This window comes from Paraburkholderia ginsengiterrae (genome assembly GCF_001645125.1).
Classification (GTDB): Bacteria; Pseudomonadota; Gammaproteobacteria; order Burkholderiales; family Burkholderiaceae; genus Paraburkholderia; species Paraburkholderia ginsengiterrae.
In genome coordinates this window covers 1-15,009 of record NZ_LXKA01000165.1, presented here as the reverse complement: position 1 = coordinate 15,009, position 15,009 = coordinate 1, and the positions used below count along the sequence as shown (strand labels likewise).

General features: G+C 63.6%; 15 protein-coding genes and 1 pseudogene. 9 read left to right on the top strand and 7 right to left on the bottom strand.

The window, feature by feature from the left end:
• Positions 1 to 113: 113 nt before the first annotated feature.
• A pseudogene (locus tag A6V37_RS43150) lies at positions 114 to 209 on the top strand (DNA-binding transcriptional regulator KdgR); the annotation flags it as partial.
• Here A6V37_RS43150 and A6V37_RS13060 read toward each other — a convergent pair.
• From A6V37_RS13060 to A6V37_RS42290, 3 genes are read right to left on the bottom strand one after another with little or no spacing between them, the layout of a single operon-like run.
• Positions 210 to 452, bottom strand: coding sequence for a hypothetical protein (locus tag A6V37_RS13060; protein WP_064286045.1), 243 nt, complete (start codon positions 450 to 452; stop codon positions 210 to 212).
• Positions 453 to 462: 10 nt separating this feature from the next.
• Positions 463 to 672, bottom strand: coding sequence for a hypothetical protein (locus tag A6V37_RS13055; RefSeq protein ID WP_064265706.1), 210 nt, complete (start codon positions 670 to 672; stop codon positions 463 to 465).
• 26 nt (positions 673 to 698) lie between these two features.
• Positions 699 to 944 carry a hypothetical protein gene (locus A6V37_RS42290; protein WP_242665724.1) on the bottom strand — a complete coding sequence of 82 codons (246 nt, stop codon included), beginning with the start codon at positions 942 to 944 and terminating at the stop codon, positions 699 to 701.
• A gap of 309 nt (positions 945 to 1,253) precedes the next feature.
• Here A6V37_RS42290 and A6V37_RS13045 point away from each other — a divergent pair, with 309 nt between their 5' ends.
• The 5 genes from A6V37_RS13045 (at position 1,254) to A6V37_RS13025 (ending at position 7,169) form a co-directional block, all read left to right on the top strand.
• Positions 1,254 to 1,583, top strand: a complete 330-nt coding sequence (locus A6V37_RS13045) for a hypothetical protein (RefSeq protein ID WP_064265704.1) — start codon at positions 1,254 to 1,256, stop codon at positions 1,581 to 1,583.
• 125 nt (positions 1,584 to 1,708) lie between these two features.
• Positions 1,709 to 3,865 carry a hybrid sensor histidine kinase/response regulator gene (locus tag A6V37_RS13040; RefSeq protein WP_064265703.1) on the top strand — a complete coding sequence of 719 codons (2,157 nt, stop codon included), beginning with the start codon at positions 1,709 to 1,711 and terminating at the stop codon, positions 3,863 to 3,865.
• The gene (locus tag A6V37_RS13035; RefSeq protein ID WP_064265702.1) at positions 3,862 to 5,481 is read left to right on the top strand and encodes a hybrid sensor histidine kinase/response regulator; all 1,620 of its coding nucleotides are present in this window, start codon (positions 3,862 to 3,864) and stop codon (positions 5,479 to 5,481) included. The genes A6V37_RS13040 and A6V37_RS13035 overlap by 4 nt, the downstream gene beginning before the upstream one ends.
• A gap of 24 nt (positions 5,482 to 5,505) precedes the next feature.
• Positions 5,506 to 6,138 (top strand): response regulator, encoded by a 633-nt coding sequence (locus tag A6V37_RS13030; protein ID WP_064265701.1) that lies wholly within the window; start codon positions 5,506 to 5,508, stop codon positions 6,136 to 6,138.
• A gap of 155 nt (positions 6,139 to 6,293) precedes the next feature.
• Entirely contained in the window at positions 6,294 to 7,169 is an 876-nt protein-coding gene (locus tag A6V37_RS13025) for a type 2 periplasmic-binding domain-containing protein (RefSeq protein ID WP_064265700.1), read from the top strand.
• An 84-nt stretch (positions 7,170 to 7,253) separates the two neighbouring features.
• On the opposite strand, the gene A6V37_RS13020 is transcribed toward A6V37_RS13025, so the two are convergent.
• Positions 7,254 to 8,756, bottom strand: coding sequence for a carbohydrate porin (locus tag A6V37_RS13020; RefSeq protein WP_064265699.1), 1,503 nt, complete (start codon positions 8,754 to 8,756; stop codon positions 7,254 to 7,256).
• 93 nt (positions 8,757 to 8,849) lie between these two features.
• Positions 8,850 to 9,275 (bottom strand): hypothetical protein, encoded by a 426-nt coding sequence (locus A6V37_RS13015; RefSeq protein ID WP_064265698.1) that lies wholly within the window; start codon positions 9,273 to 9,275, stop codon positions 8,850 to 8,852.
• Between the two features lie 1,027 nt (positions 9,276 to 10,302).
• Here A6V37_RS13015 and A6V37_RS41335 point away from each other — a divergent pair.
• From A6V37_RS41335 to A6V37_RS13005, 3 genes are all read left to right on the top strand, one after another.
• The gene (locus tag A6V37_RS41335; protein ID WP_165614398.1) at positions 10,303 to 10,452 is read left to right on the top strand and encodes a hypothetical protein; all 150 of its coding nucleotides are present in this window, start codon (positions 10,303 to 10,305) and stop codon (positions 10,450 to 10,452) included.
• Positions 10,453 to 10,570: 118 nt separating this feature from the next.
• Entirely contained in the window at positions 10,571 to 12,217 is a 1,647-nt protein-coding gene (locus A6V37_RS13010; RefSeq protein ID WP_064265697.1) for an NRAMP family divalent metal transporter, read from the top strand.
• 87 nt (positions 12,218 to 12,304) lie between these two features.
• On the top strand, positions 12,305 to 13,012 hold the full coding sequence (locus A6V37_RS13005) for an MgtC/SapB family protein (protein ID WP_064265696.1): 708 nt from the start codon (positions 12,305 to 12,307) through the stop codon (positions 13,010 to 13,012).
• Positions 13,013 to 13,058: 46 nt separating this feature from the next.
• Here A6V37_RS13005 and A6V37_RS13000 read toward each other — a convergent pair whose 3' ends face one another.
• Together A6V37_RS13000 and A6V37_RS42815 are read right to left on the bottom strand one after the other, a co-directional pair.
• Positions 13,059 to 14,540: an efflux transporter outer membrane subunit gene (locus A6V37_RS13000; protein ID WP_064265695.1), complete on the bottom strand. Its 1,482-nt coding sequence runs from the start codon at positions 14,538 to 14,540 to the stop codon at positions 13,059 to 13,061.
• Positions 14,537 to 14,671: a hypothetical protein gene (locus tag A6V37_RS42815; protein WP_279616161.1), complete on the bottom strand. Its 135-nt coding sequence runs from the start codon at positions 14,669 to 14,671 to the stop codon at positions 14,537 to 14,539. Before A6V37_RS42815 ends, A6V37_RS13000 begins: the two co-directional genes overlap by 4 nt.
• Positions 14,672 to 15,009: the final 338 nt, after the last annotated feature.

Genomic DNA, 15,009 nt, shown 5'->3' with positions numbered 1-15,009 from the left:
ATTGCCATGTCCAACAGCAAATGCAGATGAGCCGATCTCACTTTGAGAACATCATGCAGATCGACAAGGCTGCTGGACAGGCGAGAGGGTTGGTTGAATCGCGGTGCGGATGGATGATGATGCAATGTCGTGTGGGGCGACGAAACCCGCGTGACGGCACGGCCATAGGGAAAGTTTTGCTGGCGAGGATGCCTCCAGAGGACGGCCGCTCATCGCGTACTAAACCGCGGCTCGTCGATCCATACCGCGAGCCAGTCGCGCCATTGTTCCCACTCGCCGACCAGATCCGACGCGTGCCTCCCGGCAGGGCGGCCGTCGGCGCCGATCCGGGCGTACATCGTGCACGCGCCGTCCCACCATGCGATCCAGCAATCGGCCAACTCCGCGATCGTCCCCGCTGGAAGCGACTGCAGCATGCGGGTCAACCGCAGGTCGAACTCTTCGAATCGCATCACACTAACCTCAATGCACGACGCCAAAAAACGCGATGGCGCCCTCGGCGGGCGTCAACCCCGCCTTGAAGTAGCCTTCCAGCCGGCCGGCGATCGATTCATCAAGCCGGAACGGCGGGTGAACGAAGCCCGCCTTGAAAGCATGGTCGTACCAGTCGCTCATCCATGCACGCAGATCGATCACGTATTGCGGCAGAGCGTTCGAAGCATCGTCATGCATGCGCGTCTCCTCGAATGGTGTGTCGATTATGCGGCTTCGCGGCCAATTCCCATCTCGGGGCGGCGCTGGCTCGGCGGAAAAATGCGCCATGTGCCGTCGGCATGGCGAAAGAAAAAGAGTGAGAATGATCCCGTTGGCCGCTCGATCTGCACGCAGACGCGCCTGATCTCGCCGCTGCGCGAGCGGGCCAGCAACCGTACTCGTGCCGACGGTGCGCGCGTGGAGCCCACCAGTTTCTCTATCTGAAAACGCAGTGATGTATTGGCCGCCACGGTAGCACCCCCCATACCCGATGGACCGATGCTAGCGGCACCCGGGCGCGGGTCCAATCGGCTGCGGCGGAATGTGTGTTCAGGAACGGCTGATTTACACGGTCAGGATTTCCCGACAACAAGGCGGCGCGCGCGGCGTTCTGCAAGGATTTTCGCGGATCCGGACTGCCGGTGCTGGGCAAACCGCATTCAGGATTTCCTGACACGTAAATCAGGATGTCGCACGCCGGTTTCCAGTGTGCGCTGACTGCGTCAAAAAAACAGCTCGCTGATGATGGACCATCGCAACGCATGCCAGGCCGACACGTGATGATTACCTATCTGTCCGAACGCGAGAACGTCGTGGAGCAGATCAACTCGATCTGTCTGCGCCTGTTCGACGCGTGGTGCGAATCACGCAATGTGACGCCGCTGGCGTACCTGATGCACTGCTGGCCGATGATCAACAGCACGCCCCACGCGGTGCGGCGGCTCGGGGAAACCATGCACGATCTGCGGCGCTATCACGCGGATCATCTCGATGACGACGACTTTCAGATACTTTGCGAAATGGCCGATCTGATCGACGAACTGATCGAGCGGCCGGCGCGCACGGTCCGGCTGCGGGCCGAAGGCGAGGTGCCCGAGACCTTTGGATAGTGGCGAGCGGAAAACGCGCGCCGGGTTTCATCAGACTTTTGAAACCCTGAGAGGGCGCACGGTAGACCGGGCTGTGGTGTGAGTGCAGAATAAAACAATCAGAATGGCAGTGCTCGCGGAGAGATATGGCGCTCGACAGCCTCGATGCAGGGTGGGATGGACTGCGCGATGTGCGGCGCAGCATCGTGCTGCGCCTGCTCGCCACGGTGCTCGCTTTTAGCTGTGCGATCACGCTCATTCTGACGGCGCTACAACTGTATCGCGACTACGAACATGGCATCGAGCAAATCCAGGACCGGCTCGTCGATATCGATCGCAGCTATCGCGACAGCCTGGGCGAAGCGCTGTGGCGTCTCGATCAACCGCAAGTGAAGCTGGAACTGGAAGGCATGCTGCGTCTCGCCGATATCCGCGCAGCGGAAGTCCGCGAGTCCCGAACCTCTGGTTCGCTGCTGGTGGTGACGGTTGGCGAGCGCATGCCGACCATGACAGTCGCGCGCGAATTTCCGATCATGTACCGCGTGAAGGACAAGGTCGAGCCGATCGGCACGCTCTATGTCGAGGCGACCCTGGCCAACCTCTATCACGATCTGATGCGTACCGCGCTCGTGATACTCGTGAGCCAGGCCGCGAACACCTTTCTGGTTGCGCTGTTCACGTTCTATATCCTGTCGCGGCTGGTCACGCGGCATCTTGCCGCGATCGCGCGCAGCGTGAGCGACTATGACTTTCATGAGCCGCCACGGCCGTTCGTGCTGCAACGCAAGCCGTCGAAAGATCCTGACGAACTCGACCGCGTGGTGTCGGCTTTTAACGCAATGGGCAATCGGCTGCACCGCGCGTATCTCGACGAACGCGAGGCCGCGATGGAGCGCGAGGCCCGGCGCGCGGCGGAAGCGGCCAATCGCGCGAAGGGCGAGTTCCTCGCCAATCTGAGCCACGAACTGCGCACGCCGCTCAACGGCATTCTCGGCTACGCGCAGATCTTGCGGCGCGACGACACGTTGTCCGCGCGTCAGCGCAACGGCGTCGCCGTGATCCAGCAAAGCGGGGAGCACCTGCTGACGTTGATCGACGAGACGCTGGATTTCGCCAAGGTCGAGGCGGGCAAGCTGCGCATTGAGATTGGCGACGTCCCGCTCGCGGGACTCGTCGACTCCATCCGCGAAATCATCGGTGTGAAGGCGGAGCAACGCCGACTGGATTTCGACTGCACGGTTGCCGCCGATGCGCCGGGCAGCGTGCGAGCCGACGAACACCGTTTGCGCCAGGTGTTGCTCAATCTGCTGTCGAACGCCGTGAAGTTTACCGACCACGGCAGCGTGCGCCTTGGCATTGGCCCAGGTGCCAGCGGCGCGGTGCGCTTCGAGGTGCACGACACAGGCATCGGCATTCGGCCGGAGGATCACGAGACCATCTTCCTGCCGTTCGAGCAGGCCGGTGGCCCGGGTCGCCGCACGGGAGGCACGGGGCTCGGTCTTGCCATCAGCAGGCAGTTCGTGCGCGCGATGGGCGGCGAGTTGCGCGTCGAGAGCCTGGCGGGGCAGGGCAGCGTATTCTGGTTCGAGTTGCCGCCTGCCTTTGACGAGCCGGTGGCACGGAGCGCGGCGGGGCCCGCGTCGCTCGTCGTCGGCTACGAGGGGCCGCGCCTCAAGGTGCTCGTGATCGACGACGTGCAGATCAACCGGGCGGTCGTTGTCGAACTGCTGACGCGCATCGGTTTTGACACCGCCGAGGCGGACAACGGCGGCGACGGCATCGCGGCCGCGCTGGCGGACCCGCCCGATCTGGTTCTGACGGACATCGTGATGCCCGGTATCGACGGTATGGAGGTGACGCGGCGTTTGCGCGCGGTGCCGGAATTCGCCGACGTGCCGATCATTGCGATATCGGCGACGCCGTTGGGCGTGGATGGCGCGAAGAGCCTCGCCGCGGGCGCCAACGCGTTCATCGCCAAGCCGGTCGACTTCGACGTGCTGCTCGCGCGCATGGCGGCGCTGCTCGATCTGACGTGGATCTACGCCGCGGTGCAGCCGGAAGCACCGCTCGGAGCGCTCGAGACGTTGCCCGCCGCAATGCCCGCCGACATGATGGACGAACTGCATCAGCTTGCGCGCGAAGGCAATATGCGCGGCATCGTGCAATGGTCGGAGCGAACCGCCGCGAGCAGTCCGTCGCATGCCGCGTTCGCAGCGCGGCTCCATCAACTGGCGCGTGCTTACCAGTCGAAAGCGATCTTGCAGCTGGTCGAGCGGTATCTTGAGGGGAATACCTCACCATGAGCGATCTTGCCGCATCCGTCGTGCAGACCGGCACGATCCTGATCGTCGACGATACGCCCGCCAATCTCGGGCTGGTGGTCGACAGCCTCGAGGCGCGTGGCGTGCGCGTGCTGGTTGCGCTCGACGGCGGCGAGGCACTCGAGCGCGCTGCTTTTTCGCAGCCCGATCTGATCCTGCTCGACGTAAAGATGCCTGGAATCGACGGATTCGAGACGTGCCGCCGGTTGAAACTGGATGAACGCACACGCGATATCGCGGTCATCTTCATGACCTCGCTGACGGGCGACGAGGACAGGGTCGCGGGTTTTTCGGCGGGTGGCGTCGACTATGTGACCAAGCCGTTGCGCGTGGATGAAATGCTTGCGCGAGTCGGCGTTCATCTCGAGTTGCGCGCCATGCACAAGCGGCTCGTCGAACAGAACCGGCAATTGCTCGCCGAAGTGTCGGTGCGCAAGGAGACGGAAGCCGCGCTGTCGCAGGCGCGCGACGATCTCGAGCGGCGCGTGGCGTTGCGCACCGAAGAGCTCGCGCGCGCCAACACGACACTGCAGGCCCAGATCGACGGGCGCCGGCGTGCGGATGCTCGCCTGCAGGCGAGCGAGGCCCGCTTTCGTGCGATTGTCGAGACAAGCCCCGTGCCGCTGTGCATCACGTCGATGCCCGACGGGCAGATCCTGTACACCAACGAGCCTCTGCGAGCACTCTTCGGCATGGACGACGGCATGGCGGCCAACATTGCGGACTTCTATGTGAACCCGATGGAGCGCGAGCATCTGGTTCATCATCTGCGAACAGAAGGCAGCCTGAGCAATACCGAATTGCAGTTCAAGCGTCCTGACGGAGTACGGTTCTGGGTAATGGCAAGCGCGCGGGTCGCGACTTACGGCGAGTCGCCGGCGATCTACGTCGGCCTGAACGACATCACCGGGCGCAAGCAGATGGAGCAGGAACTGCTCGAATCGCGCGAGCAGCAGCGAAAGCTGTCCGCGTACATGGAGGCGATTCGTGAAGAGGAAAGAAAACGCATCGCGATGGAGATTCACGACGAACTGGGCCAGTTGCTGACGGCGCTCAAGATGGATGTGTCATTGCTCAGGATGCGTCTGGACTACGACCCGGAAGCCGCCAAAAAAGCCGACGACATGCGCGGACTGGTCGAGGGTACGATCTGGATGGTGCGCAATGTCGCCAGCCATTTGCGCCCTGCGGCGCTGAACTTCGGTATCGTGTCGGCGCTGGAGTGGCTGGTCGAGGACTTCATCCGGCGCAACGGCATTGCGGCTGAATTGCGCATTGCCGGTGGCGAACCCACGCTATCGGACACCTATGCCACGGCGGTTTTCCGCATCGTGCAGGCCTCGCTGACGAACGTCGCCCGGCACGCGCACGCCACACGTGTCGACGTCACGCTGGTTTCGACCGCTGCAAAGCTCGAACTGCAGGTACGCGACGACGGCTGCGGTTTCGACCAGCAGGCGGCGAGCCGGGCGTATTCGTATGGCCTGCTTGGCATGAACGAGCGGGCGCGGCTGATTGGCGGTTCGCTGTCGATCGACAGCGCGCCGGGCGCGGGCACGACGGTTTCAATTCATATTCCGCTCGTTGGCGACACCTGAGCGTAACCTGAGCGACAGCAGAACATGATCAGAATACTCATTGCCGACGATCACGCCATTGTCCGCGGCGGACTCAGGCAGATCATCGCGACCACCAGCGATATCGTCGTCACTGCGGAGGCGGCGCAAGGCGCGGAAGTCGTCGACAAGCTGCGCACCTGCAGCGTCGACCTCTTGCTGCTCGACATGACCATGCCCGGCATCAGCGGGGTCGATCTGATCCGCCGTGTGCGCGCGGAGCAGCCGGCGTTGCCGGTCCTGGTGCTGAGCATTCACGATGAGGCACAGGTGGCCTCGCGCGCGCTGCGCGCCGGCGCAACCGGGTATCTGACGAAAGACAGCGACCCGGACGTGCTGCTCGCGGCGATCCGCAAACTCGCGGACGGCGGGCGTTTTATCGACCCGAAACTCGTCGATGCGATGGTGTTCGACACGCACCGCGGCGATATGGCGCCGCACGAAGTATTGTCCGATCGCGAGTTTCAGGTGCTGCAAATGCTGGCGGCGGGAAAAAGCATCAACGACATCGCGGACTCCTGTTCGCTCAGCGCGAAAACGATCAGTACGCACAAGATGCGGCTGATGCAGAAACTGGGCCTTTCGAACAACGCCGAGGTGATCCGTTACGCGATCCGGCACGGCCTGATCGTGGAGTAGCAGGCGGGAATGGAAATGATACTGTAGGCATGTCGTGAGCCTTCCGTCAGCGGGTTTGCCCGGGCTGTTTTCGCGGCGCGGCCCGTGCCACGATCTGATTAGCCTCGCTTTCTCCCGAGCCCTCCGCACGACCGGTTTTCTTCATCTGTATTGCTATGCATCGCAGGCGTTTTATCTTCGCGGCTGCGGGTGCCGCGGGAGCGGCGCTCGCCGCTCGGGCCGCACCGGCTGGGCATTTCGAAATCGTCTACCCGCAGATCCGGCCAGGCCGGGACGTGCACGCGGCGTTCGCACTGGCGACGCTCGATATCGCCATGAAGGCCGCCAACGCGTCCTATACCGCGCGCCAGGTCGAAATCGTCATGGAGCGCACCAGGGCGCTTGCCGAACTCGCGTCGGGAAACACGATCAACCTGCACTGGACGAGCATGGAGGCTCGGGCCGAGCGTGGGTTGAATGTCGTGCATATTCCGATTCACCGGGGCCTGATCGGATATCGGGTGTTTCTGATCCGGCAGGACCGTCAGGCGGATTTCGACCGGATCGACACCCTCGAGGACCTCCGGTCGATGACGGGCGTGCAGGGCCTCGGCTGGATCGACACGGACATCATGCGCAACGCGGGGCTTCCCGTGCAGACGCCTTCCACCTACGAGACGATCTTCCGCATGCTCGAAGGCCGGCGGGTCGACTATTTTCCGCGCGGCGTGATCGAGGCCTATCCGGAACTGGATTCGCACCTGTCGACGGAGCCGCACCTCGCCGTCGAGAACCGTTTGCTGCTGGGCTATCGTTCGGATTTTCTTTTCTACGTGTCACCGAACCACGCGCTGCTGGCTGCGACGATCGCACGCGGCTTCGCGGCCGCGTGGCGCGACGGCTCGTATCTGAAGCTGTTCAACTCGCACCCGTATATCCAGAACGGGCTGAAGCGTTCTAACCTGGGCGGCAGAAAGCTGATCTGGATCGACAATCCCTATCTATCAGCAGAGGACCGCGCCATTCCCGAGATGTACTGGTTGCATCTGTAGTCGAGCCTCGGCCCGGCATCGAATCAAGTTTGCAATCCTATGCATATTCTTGCGCTTGATGCCGGGCGAATTCGACAAGACCGCTTAGAAGGTAACGACCGTGCGAATCCCGACAACCGCTTCGTTGCCGATGCGCTGCGAAGGGTTCTCCGGGTTCGGAATACCGCCGGCCGGGCGGAACGCGTACTGGAAGTCTGCCTGCATCTGCCACCACGGCGTGACCTGATACTGATAGGTCGCTTCAAGGATGGTTTCCGCGCTGCGCGATGGGTAGCCCGGCGTGAACGCAGCCGTGTCGCTTGCCAGGTTCTGCGCATGTGAACCAATCTTCGCGTAGCCGACAGCCAGCCCGACGGTGTCGTTGTCGCGTCCCTTGAACGGCGCCTTCAGCGTCACGCCGACGTTCATCCCCAGGTCGACCAGGTTGCGATCGCCAGGCGCGCCCATGATTCGGGCGAATACGCCCAGCGATTGCGGACTGTCCGGGCCCGCACGCCAGACCATCTGGTCGGCCACCGCGTAGAAGCTGTAGTCGCCGCGGTGACTGCGGGGCACGCCGGTGCTCGCCGGATTCGCGAGCGATAGCCCTGTGTTGTCGAACTGCTGATCGGCGAAATTGCCGGTGTTGTACCAGAAGCCCAGCTTGTAGGTGCCCGGCAAACCTGTGGGTTTCGCGTCCGACGGGTTGGCCGGCGGCTGGTTGATCGCGTACTGCACCTCGCCGATGAACAGGGCGCTGTCATGCAGGTTGAAATTGGTGCCGTGCGCGTTCAGCTTCTGCGGATCGCCAATCCCGTTGCCCGCCGGATTGCCGTCGAACACGCCGGCCAGCACCGTCCACGCATCCGCGGGGGTGGCCCGCACGCGCAGCCCGAGCGACGACAACGGATAAGCCGGACCGCCCGCAGGCATGTCGGTGGATGGCAGCACCGGCCAGCCGAACGTCGCGTTCATGAAGGTGGCGGCGTACTGGCTGGTCATGAATTCCTGGTCGAGACTCTGCTGCCCGATCTTCACGTCGGCCTTGCCGCCGAACAGGGTCTGCTGGTACCAGAGTTCCCACAGTCTCGTCGTCGCATCCGCCTCGATGCCGGTCGCCGTTTGCAGGGTCTGCAGGTTGCGCTGGGTCAGGTTGGTGCCGTGAATCTGCAGGCCCGACACGTTGAAGGTGCCGCCCGGCAGGCCGATGGCCTTACCCGTGTCGACCACCAGGCCGAACTGGGTCAGGCCGTCGTAAGCGCCGCCGCGCTTCGTCCCGCCTGACAGGTTGTTCAGGTACTCGCTGGTTTCCGACAGGTTGAAGGTGACCCCATAGTTGCCAAGCCACGGACGCAGCCCGCCCATGTCGCCGAACAGGTTGGAGCGGTCCCAGAAGCCGGTCGGTGCCGGCGGCGCCTGGTCCGCTTTGGCTGCGTCAGCTGTGCCGGCGGGGGATGCCGGCGCTTCGCTCTGAGCCGGCGTGGCGGCGGGCGTTCCCTCGCCGGCCGCCTGGGCGAAGGCGGGCGGCACCACGCCGAGGGACAGCACGCAGGTCAGGCCGAGAGGGCCACCGGACAGCAGCAGTTTGGTCTTCAGGTTTTTCTTCATAACAAGTGGCAGCCAGGTTATAGGGCAGAGAGAATCTGCTCATCGAGGGATATGACACGAGACGTGTGGCGGGACCGTGAATGCGGCCCCGATTCAGGAGAACCACCAGCTCAATCGCATCGCACGGCCCAGCTCGTCGCCAAGCGACGAGCTGGACAACATCGCGACCAGCGCGACCGCGGCGACCGTCAGCGCCAGAATGGCGTAGCCGGTTGGTGTCAGCGGGCTGCCGGCATAGGCCACGCGCAGTGCGGCGCGCGCTACGGTTTTACCGGCGCGGCGCAGCGGATCGGTGGCGAAACGGCGGGCGCGGGCCGACTGCGGGACGCCGCCGGCATGGGCGGCAGTCGTCGAAGTGATGGACGGCGCGACGAGAAAATGGGCTCTCGCGGCATAGCCGGTCAAGCGCACGGCCAGGTTTTCACGAGCGCCCAATGGCAGCAGCCGGGCAGCGGCGGTGTCGCCGCGCGGGGCAGCAAATCCGCCCTTGAAATAGGTAACAAACGAAGCGAAGAACATAGGCTCACTCCCGTCCAGCCCGGCAAAGCCAGGCGACGTATGAAGACGTGACGGCGTCTCGCAAGCGCGGTTGCGAAAAGCGGTCAAACAGAGGGAGCGTGCTGCTGACGGACCGGCAGAAAGCCGGTCGGTGATGAAGCGCGCTAACCCGAACAAAGCGAGTTAGCGGCGAAGGAGTGACCCTGCTGCGGCTATCTCGCGGTGACTACGCCGGCATGGACCGGCATCGGACTTCCACTACTAGAGCATGTGTCCACGAGGGACTCCTTTTGATAAGACGGGGCGGATTGTATTCGGCACTTGTGTCAAACGGCAAGTAAAAAAAGCGCAAAAATGCCGAACGCCGACTTTTCCGCCACATTCGTCGCAGCGACAATCCCGCCCTACGTTGCTGTCCGCATCGATGCGATGGCATCCGCCATTAATTCTTTCATTTCGAAAGATTTGACGCTCCGGAAATAATATTTGCTCTGCTTAGCGAATTCTGTTGACTTCGTTTAAAAGCGCCACCTAAAATTTAAAAATCTTCACAAATGGGGCTGACGCCTTGGACTCTTGCAGTAGTCGACCTTCGAATAGTTTCGCTGCCTGACCGGCAGGACGTCCGCGCTCCCTCATCACAGCCGCCGTCTTGCCAGCAGGCAGACGGTGCGCGCCGCAGTTCATTCTCTCCGTGCACCCTGATTAGCGTCATCTGGCCGCAGCGATAACGCTCGTCCATATGGCATCGCGTCGCGAGCGTTCACTCGCGGCAGCGTTCGTTCGCGCCTGTTCGAATCACAGGCGCGGGCCAACGCGTGGATCAGCACGTGCGTTGCAAACAGGCAGCAGCACGCGCACCAAGCGCGCCAAGCGCCGATAAGGAGCCGCCATGCCGGACAGTGACAGTTATCCCTTATGCCACTCACCTTTACCTTTGTCTAAGGAAAGCGAGTAGACGTTCGTCGCCGCGCGCATAGCATGCCCGGCCTCCGTGTCTGCTGGCTTTCCGCAAAAACGCGTCAAGCCAAACGCTCGGAGAAATAACATGAACTTCGGACTCCTTCTTTCTAATCTGCCGCACGTCGAAGAATCGCGTACGCACTACAACGCCATGCTGGCGTTGCACGCCAGTGAACCGCACGGGTTCGCCGCATTCTGGCATCGCCTCAAATCGCTCGTTTCGCACGCTTCGTAGTTTCGCGCGCTCTTATCCGTCATACGCAAGCGACGCTGTCTGTCGACGGTACACGCCTTTACGTATGCCGGAGCCGCGCAATTTCCTTTCAACAAACAGAATCAGGGAAACCATAAAAATGGCCACTCCAGCTAACGTTTCGCCGCCACGCAGCGCCGTGCTCGACACCGCGCACCTTGGCGACATCAAAGGGGCCTTGGGCACCATCGCCCACCACGACACCGCGCCGCGCACCAACTGGTGGGCGCGTTTCCGTACGCTGCTCGCCATCCTCGGTCCGGGGCTGATCGTGATGGTCGGCGACAACGACGCGGGCGCTTTCGGCACCTATACGCAGGCTGGGCAGAACTATGGCACCACGCTGCTGTGGACCATGCTGCTGCTCGTGCCGGTGCTGTTCGTCAATCAGGAAATGGTGCTGCGCCTTGGCGCGGTGACCGGTGTCGGACACGCGCGTCTCATCTTCGAACGCTTCGGCAAGTTCTGGGGCGCCTTCAGCGTCGTCGACCTGTTCATTCTGAACGCGCTGACCATCGTGACCGAGTTCATCGGCATCACCTTCGTGCTCGACTTCTTCGGCATTTCAAAGATTTTCGGCGTCTGCATTGCGGCCGCGCTGACCATGGCCGCGGTCAGTACGGGCAACTTCAGACGGTTCGAGCGCTTCGCCGTGGTGCTGTGCGTGATGAGTCTGCTGCTGGTGCCCGTGCTGGTGTCGATTCATCCGCCGGTTAGCCAGATGACGCGCGATTTCCTCATCCCGAACTGGCCCGCCCATTCGAAGCTGAGCGACGTGATGCTGCTCGTCATCGGCATTGTCGGCACGACGGTCGCGCCGTGGCAGTTGTTCTTCCAGCAGAGCTACGTGGTGGACAAGCGCATCACGCCGCGCTTCATGAAGTACGAAAAGGCCGACCTGTGGATTGGCATTGTGTTCGTGCTGATCGGCGCGGTGGCGATGATTTCGTTCTGCGCGGCGCTGTATGCCGGCAAGCCCGAGTTCGGCAATTTCACGGACGCAGGCGGCGTGATCGGCGGGCTGGAAAAGTACGCGGGCCGCACCTCGGCCACGCTCTTCGCGGTGGCACTGCTCGATGCCTGCATCATCGGCGCGGCGGCGGTGTCGTTGTCCACGGCCTACGCCATTGGCGACGTCTTCAAGATTCGCCACTCGCTGCATCGTCCGGTGTCGGACGCCAAGGGTTTCTATATCGTCTACTTCGGCATTGTGGCCGCCGCCGCAGCGCTGGTGCTGATTCCGGGCAGCCCGCTTGGTTTGCTGACGGAAGCCGTGCAGACGCTCGCGGGTGTCCTGCTGCCTAGCGCCACGGTGTTTCTGCTGCTGCTGTGCAACGACAAGGCCGTGCTGGGTCCGTGGGTCAACTCGAAGCGGCTCAACCTGTTCACCGGCGCCGTGATCTGGGTGCTGGTGATGCTGTCCATCATTCTGACCGCTTCGGTCGTCTACCCGGACATCACCGGCGAAACGATTCTGGAAACGCTCGCCGGCGGAACACTGCTGGCCATCTTTGGCTTCGCCGGCACCGCCGGGATCCGCAGACTCCGTCGCCAAACCGCGGAGGCAGAGGTGCAAACGTATCCGAAGAATGCTCGCGATACGTGGCGCATGCCGCCGCTGGAAGACCTGCCGCCGCCGAATCTGACGCTGGCCAAGCGCGTCTGGATGGGCGTGCTGCGCGGCTACCTCGTGCTGGCGGTTGGACTCGTGGTCGTGAAGGTCGTGCAGATGATGGTGCTCAAATAAAATAGACGCAGGACGCGTGTCGTACCCGGTTTGCCTCCTGTTAGCGGCAAACCGGGTCACCTGCCATACGAAACGAACAGGGGCGCCATGACGTTGGACTTTGCTTTGCGGCTGCTCGCTGCCTTCGCCTGCGGGGTGGCGATTGGGCTCGAGCGCCAGATGCGCCAGCGCACCGCGGGGCTGCGCACGATTACCCTAGTGGCCAGCGGCGCCTGTCTCTTTGTCACCCTCGGGGTGCTGACGGGAAATGGCACGACCGGGGTCACGCAAATTGCCTCCTACGTCGTATCGGGCGTCGGCTTCCTTGGCGGCGGCGTCATCATGCGCGACAAGGGGGCGATTCAGGGCATCAACACGGCCGCTACGCTCTGGTGTTCAGCCGCCGTCGGCGTTTTATGCGGGGCAGGGCACTTCGGCCCCGCCGTGGCCGGGACCGCTATCGTGCTGCTGACGAATACCGTCCTGCGGGAAGTCAGCCACGCGATCAATACCGCGCCGGTATCGGCCGCCGACCTCATACGCGAATACACGCTGACGGTAGTCTGCCGCGAAGCGGACGAAATCCATATTCGCGCGGCACTATCCAATTCAATGTCTTCCGCGCCGCTGTCATTCCAGAGTCTGACCAGCCAGGACTACGAGGGCGACCCACAACGTATCGAAGTGACCGCGACGCTCAAACTGCATCCGAAGGACCAGTCCAAGCTGGAGAGCATCGCTAGTCGCCTGAGCATGGAGAAGGGGGTGTCGAGCGTCAGCTGGTCGGGGCTCGAAGCGGAGCCGACGCCGGAATGAAACAGGCGCAGATGCGCCGCCCGACGGTTGCAACGGCAACGCCGGACTAGGGCAACACCTTCAGTTGTTTCTGCTGACGAGGATCGACCAGCTCGCTGCTGGACCAGCCGCCTCCCAGGTCACCGATCAGCGACGCGGCATCGAGCAAGCGTGTTTGCTGCACGTTCAATGCTGTCTGCTGAAGGTTCAACTGATTCGTCTGCGCTGTTGCGACCGTCGTATAGTCGACCGTCCCCGCCTGATATTCATTGCGCGCGATCTCGGCTCCGCGCGTCGCATCGCGGACCGCGCGCTGCAGCACCTCGGCTTGCTGCGCGAGGACGCGCAAGCCCACGAGGTCGTTCTCAACGCCCTGGAACGCTGTCAGAACCGTGCCGCGGTAGTTGGCCACCGCCGCGTCGTACGCGGCTTTTGCGGCATCGACCTGCGCACTGCGCTGACCGCCGTCGAACAGCGTCTCGCTCGCCTGGCCGCCCAATGACCAGACATAGTTGGCGACGTGCAGCAAACCGGACAACGGCGACTGCGTGAAACCGTCCAGCGCCGAGAGCGAAACCGACGGGTAATACGCCGCGACAGCCACGCCGATCGCGGCATTTTGCGCCGCCATCTGGCGCTCGGCGGTAGTAATGTCGGGCCGGCGTTCGAGCAGCGTGGAGGGGACGCCGGCTGGAATGGACGGCAGCGTCGGCAGGTTGACGTTGTGCGGCACCTCCAGTTCTTCGGGATTCTTGCCGACCAGCACGGCCATCGCATGAACGTATTGGGCCCGTGCCACGCCCAAGGCAATCAGACTCGACTGGGCCGACTCCAGTTGCGTCTGCGCGGTGACGAGATCGGAGGGCGGCACAGTGCCGGCCTTGTCCTGCTCGGAAACGACGCGCAACGATTGCCCGAATTCGTCGACGGTACGCGTGAGCAAATCGATATTCGCATCCGTCACGCGCAGATTGATGACCGCGTTGGCCAGCGCGATCTGCTCGGAGAGCGTGGCGTTCGCCAGCGTCGCCTGGCTCGCCTGCGCGGTCGCGGCGCTTTCCTCGATGTTGCGGCGCACGAGGCCCCACAGGTCGGGCGCCCAGCTCGCATTGGCCTCGAGCGAGCCGGCGTTGTTCACGCGCTGGAAATTGCCGAAGCTGGAGCTGCTGCTCAGGCTGCCTGTTGAAGACCGTTCGCGGGTCGCCGATCCGGTCACGCCGATGGTCGGAAACAGCGCGGCGCGCGCGAGCCGTACTTCAGCGAGCGCCTGCTGGTAGTTCGCATAGTCCTGGCGCACGGTCTGGTTCGACACCGACACGAGCGGTTCGAGTTCGTCCAGCAGCGGGTCGTTGAATACCGTCCACCAGTTTCCTTTCGGGCTCTCGGCGGCGGGTTGCGCCTCAGTCCAGCCGGGCAGTTCTTTCCATGTGGCGGGCGTGGCGACGGGCGGCCGGTGATAGTCCGGGCCGACCATGCAGCCGGCCAGAAAAAGCACCGGCAACGCCAGCAACGCGCCGGTCAGTGTGGCGGAGAAAGTCGTCTTCATCATGCGCTCGTTTCGGGTGCTTCGCCGCGGCGATTCCACGGCAGGCGCGCTGACCATCTCGCGAGTCGCGCGCGCAGCCGGTCGAGGTACAGGTAGATCACCGGCGTGGTGTACAACGTAAAAACCTGGCTCACGACCAGCCCGCCCCTTACCGCCCCGCCTCGCGCCTGGCCCACCCCCCCCCTCCGCCACCCCCCCGGCGCCCCCTCCCTCGGCGCGCCGCCCCTCAGCCCGCCCTCTGCGTGCTACCCCACCCCGGTCGTCTGCCTCGCCCTCCACCTCGCGCGCCCCCCCCCCCCCACATGCCCAGCGCACCTCCCGCGGTACTCCCCCCGCCTCGTCGCCCCACAGCCCCTCCCGGCCGATATCCGCCTCCGCGGCCCCCACCGCCCTGGCCGTACCCCCGCCCATGTACCGCCGAATACAGACCCGCCGTCCCAGCCGCCGCGCACCCCCCGTCCTCGCCGCGCAT

What these genes read in the sequence shown, in the direction of transcription:
- A6V37_RS13045 (WP_064265704.1), top strand. Translation starts at nt 1,254, where the DNA reads ATGATTACCTATCTGTCCGAACGCGAGAACGTCGTGGAGCAGATCAAC.
- A6V37_RS13040 (WP_064265703.1), top strand. Translation starts at nt 1,709, where the DNA reads ATGGCGCTCGACAGCCTCGATGCAGGGTGGGATGGACTGCGCGATGTG.
- A6V37_RS13060 (WP_064286045.1), bottom strand. Translation starts at nt 452, where the DNA reads ATGCGATTCGAAGAGTTCGACCTGCGGTTGACCCGCATGCTGCAGTCG.
- A6V37_RS13020 (WP_064265699.1), bottom strand. Translation starts at nt 8,756, where the DNA reads ATGAAGAAAAACCTGAAGACCAAACTGCTGCTGTCCGGTGGCCCTCTC.
- A6V37_RS13010 (WP_064265697.1), top strand. Translation starts at nt 10,571, where the DNA reads ATGGCCACTCCAGCTAACGTTTCGCCGCCACGCAGCGCCGTGCTCGAC.
- A6V37_RS13035 (WP_064265702.1), top strand. Translation starts at nt 3,862, where the DNA reads ATGAGCGATCTTGCCGCATCCGTCGTGCAGACCGGCACGATCCTGATC.
- A6V37_RS13005 (WP_064265696.1), top strand. Translation starts at nt 12,305, where the DNA reads ATGACGTTGGACTTTGCTTTGCGGCTGCTCGCTGCCTTCGCCTGCGGG.
- A6V37_RS41335 (WP_165614398.1), top strand. Translation starts at nt 10,303, where the DNA reads ATGAACTTCGGACTCCTTCTTTCTAATCTGCCGCACGTCGAAGAATCG.
- A6V37_RS13055 (WP_064265706.1), bottom strand. Translation starts at nt 672, where the DNA reads ATGCATGACGATGCTTCGAACGCTCTGCCGCAATACGTGATCGATCTG.
- A6V37_RS13025 (WP_064265700.1), top strand. Translation starts at nt 6,294, where the DNA reads ATGCATCGCAGGCGTTTTATCTTCGCGGCTGCGGGTGCCGCGGGAGCG.
- A6V37_RS13030 (WP_064265701.1), top strand. Translation starts at nt 5,506, where the DNA reads ATGATCAGAATACTCATTGCCGACGATCACGCCATTGTCCGCGGCGGA.
- A6V37_RS13015 (WP_064265698.1), bottom strand. Translation starts at nt 9,275, where the DNA reads ATGTTCTTCGCTTCGTTTGTTACCTATTTCAAGGGCGGATTTGCTGCC.
- A6V37_RS13000 (WP_064265695.1), bottom strand. Translation starts at nt 14,540, where the DNA reads ATGATGAAGACGACTTTCTCCGCCACACTGACCGGCGCGTTGCTGGCG.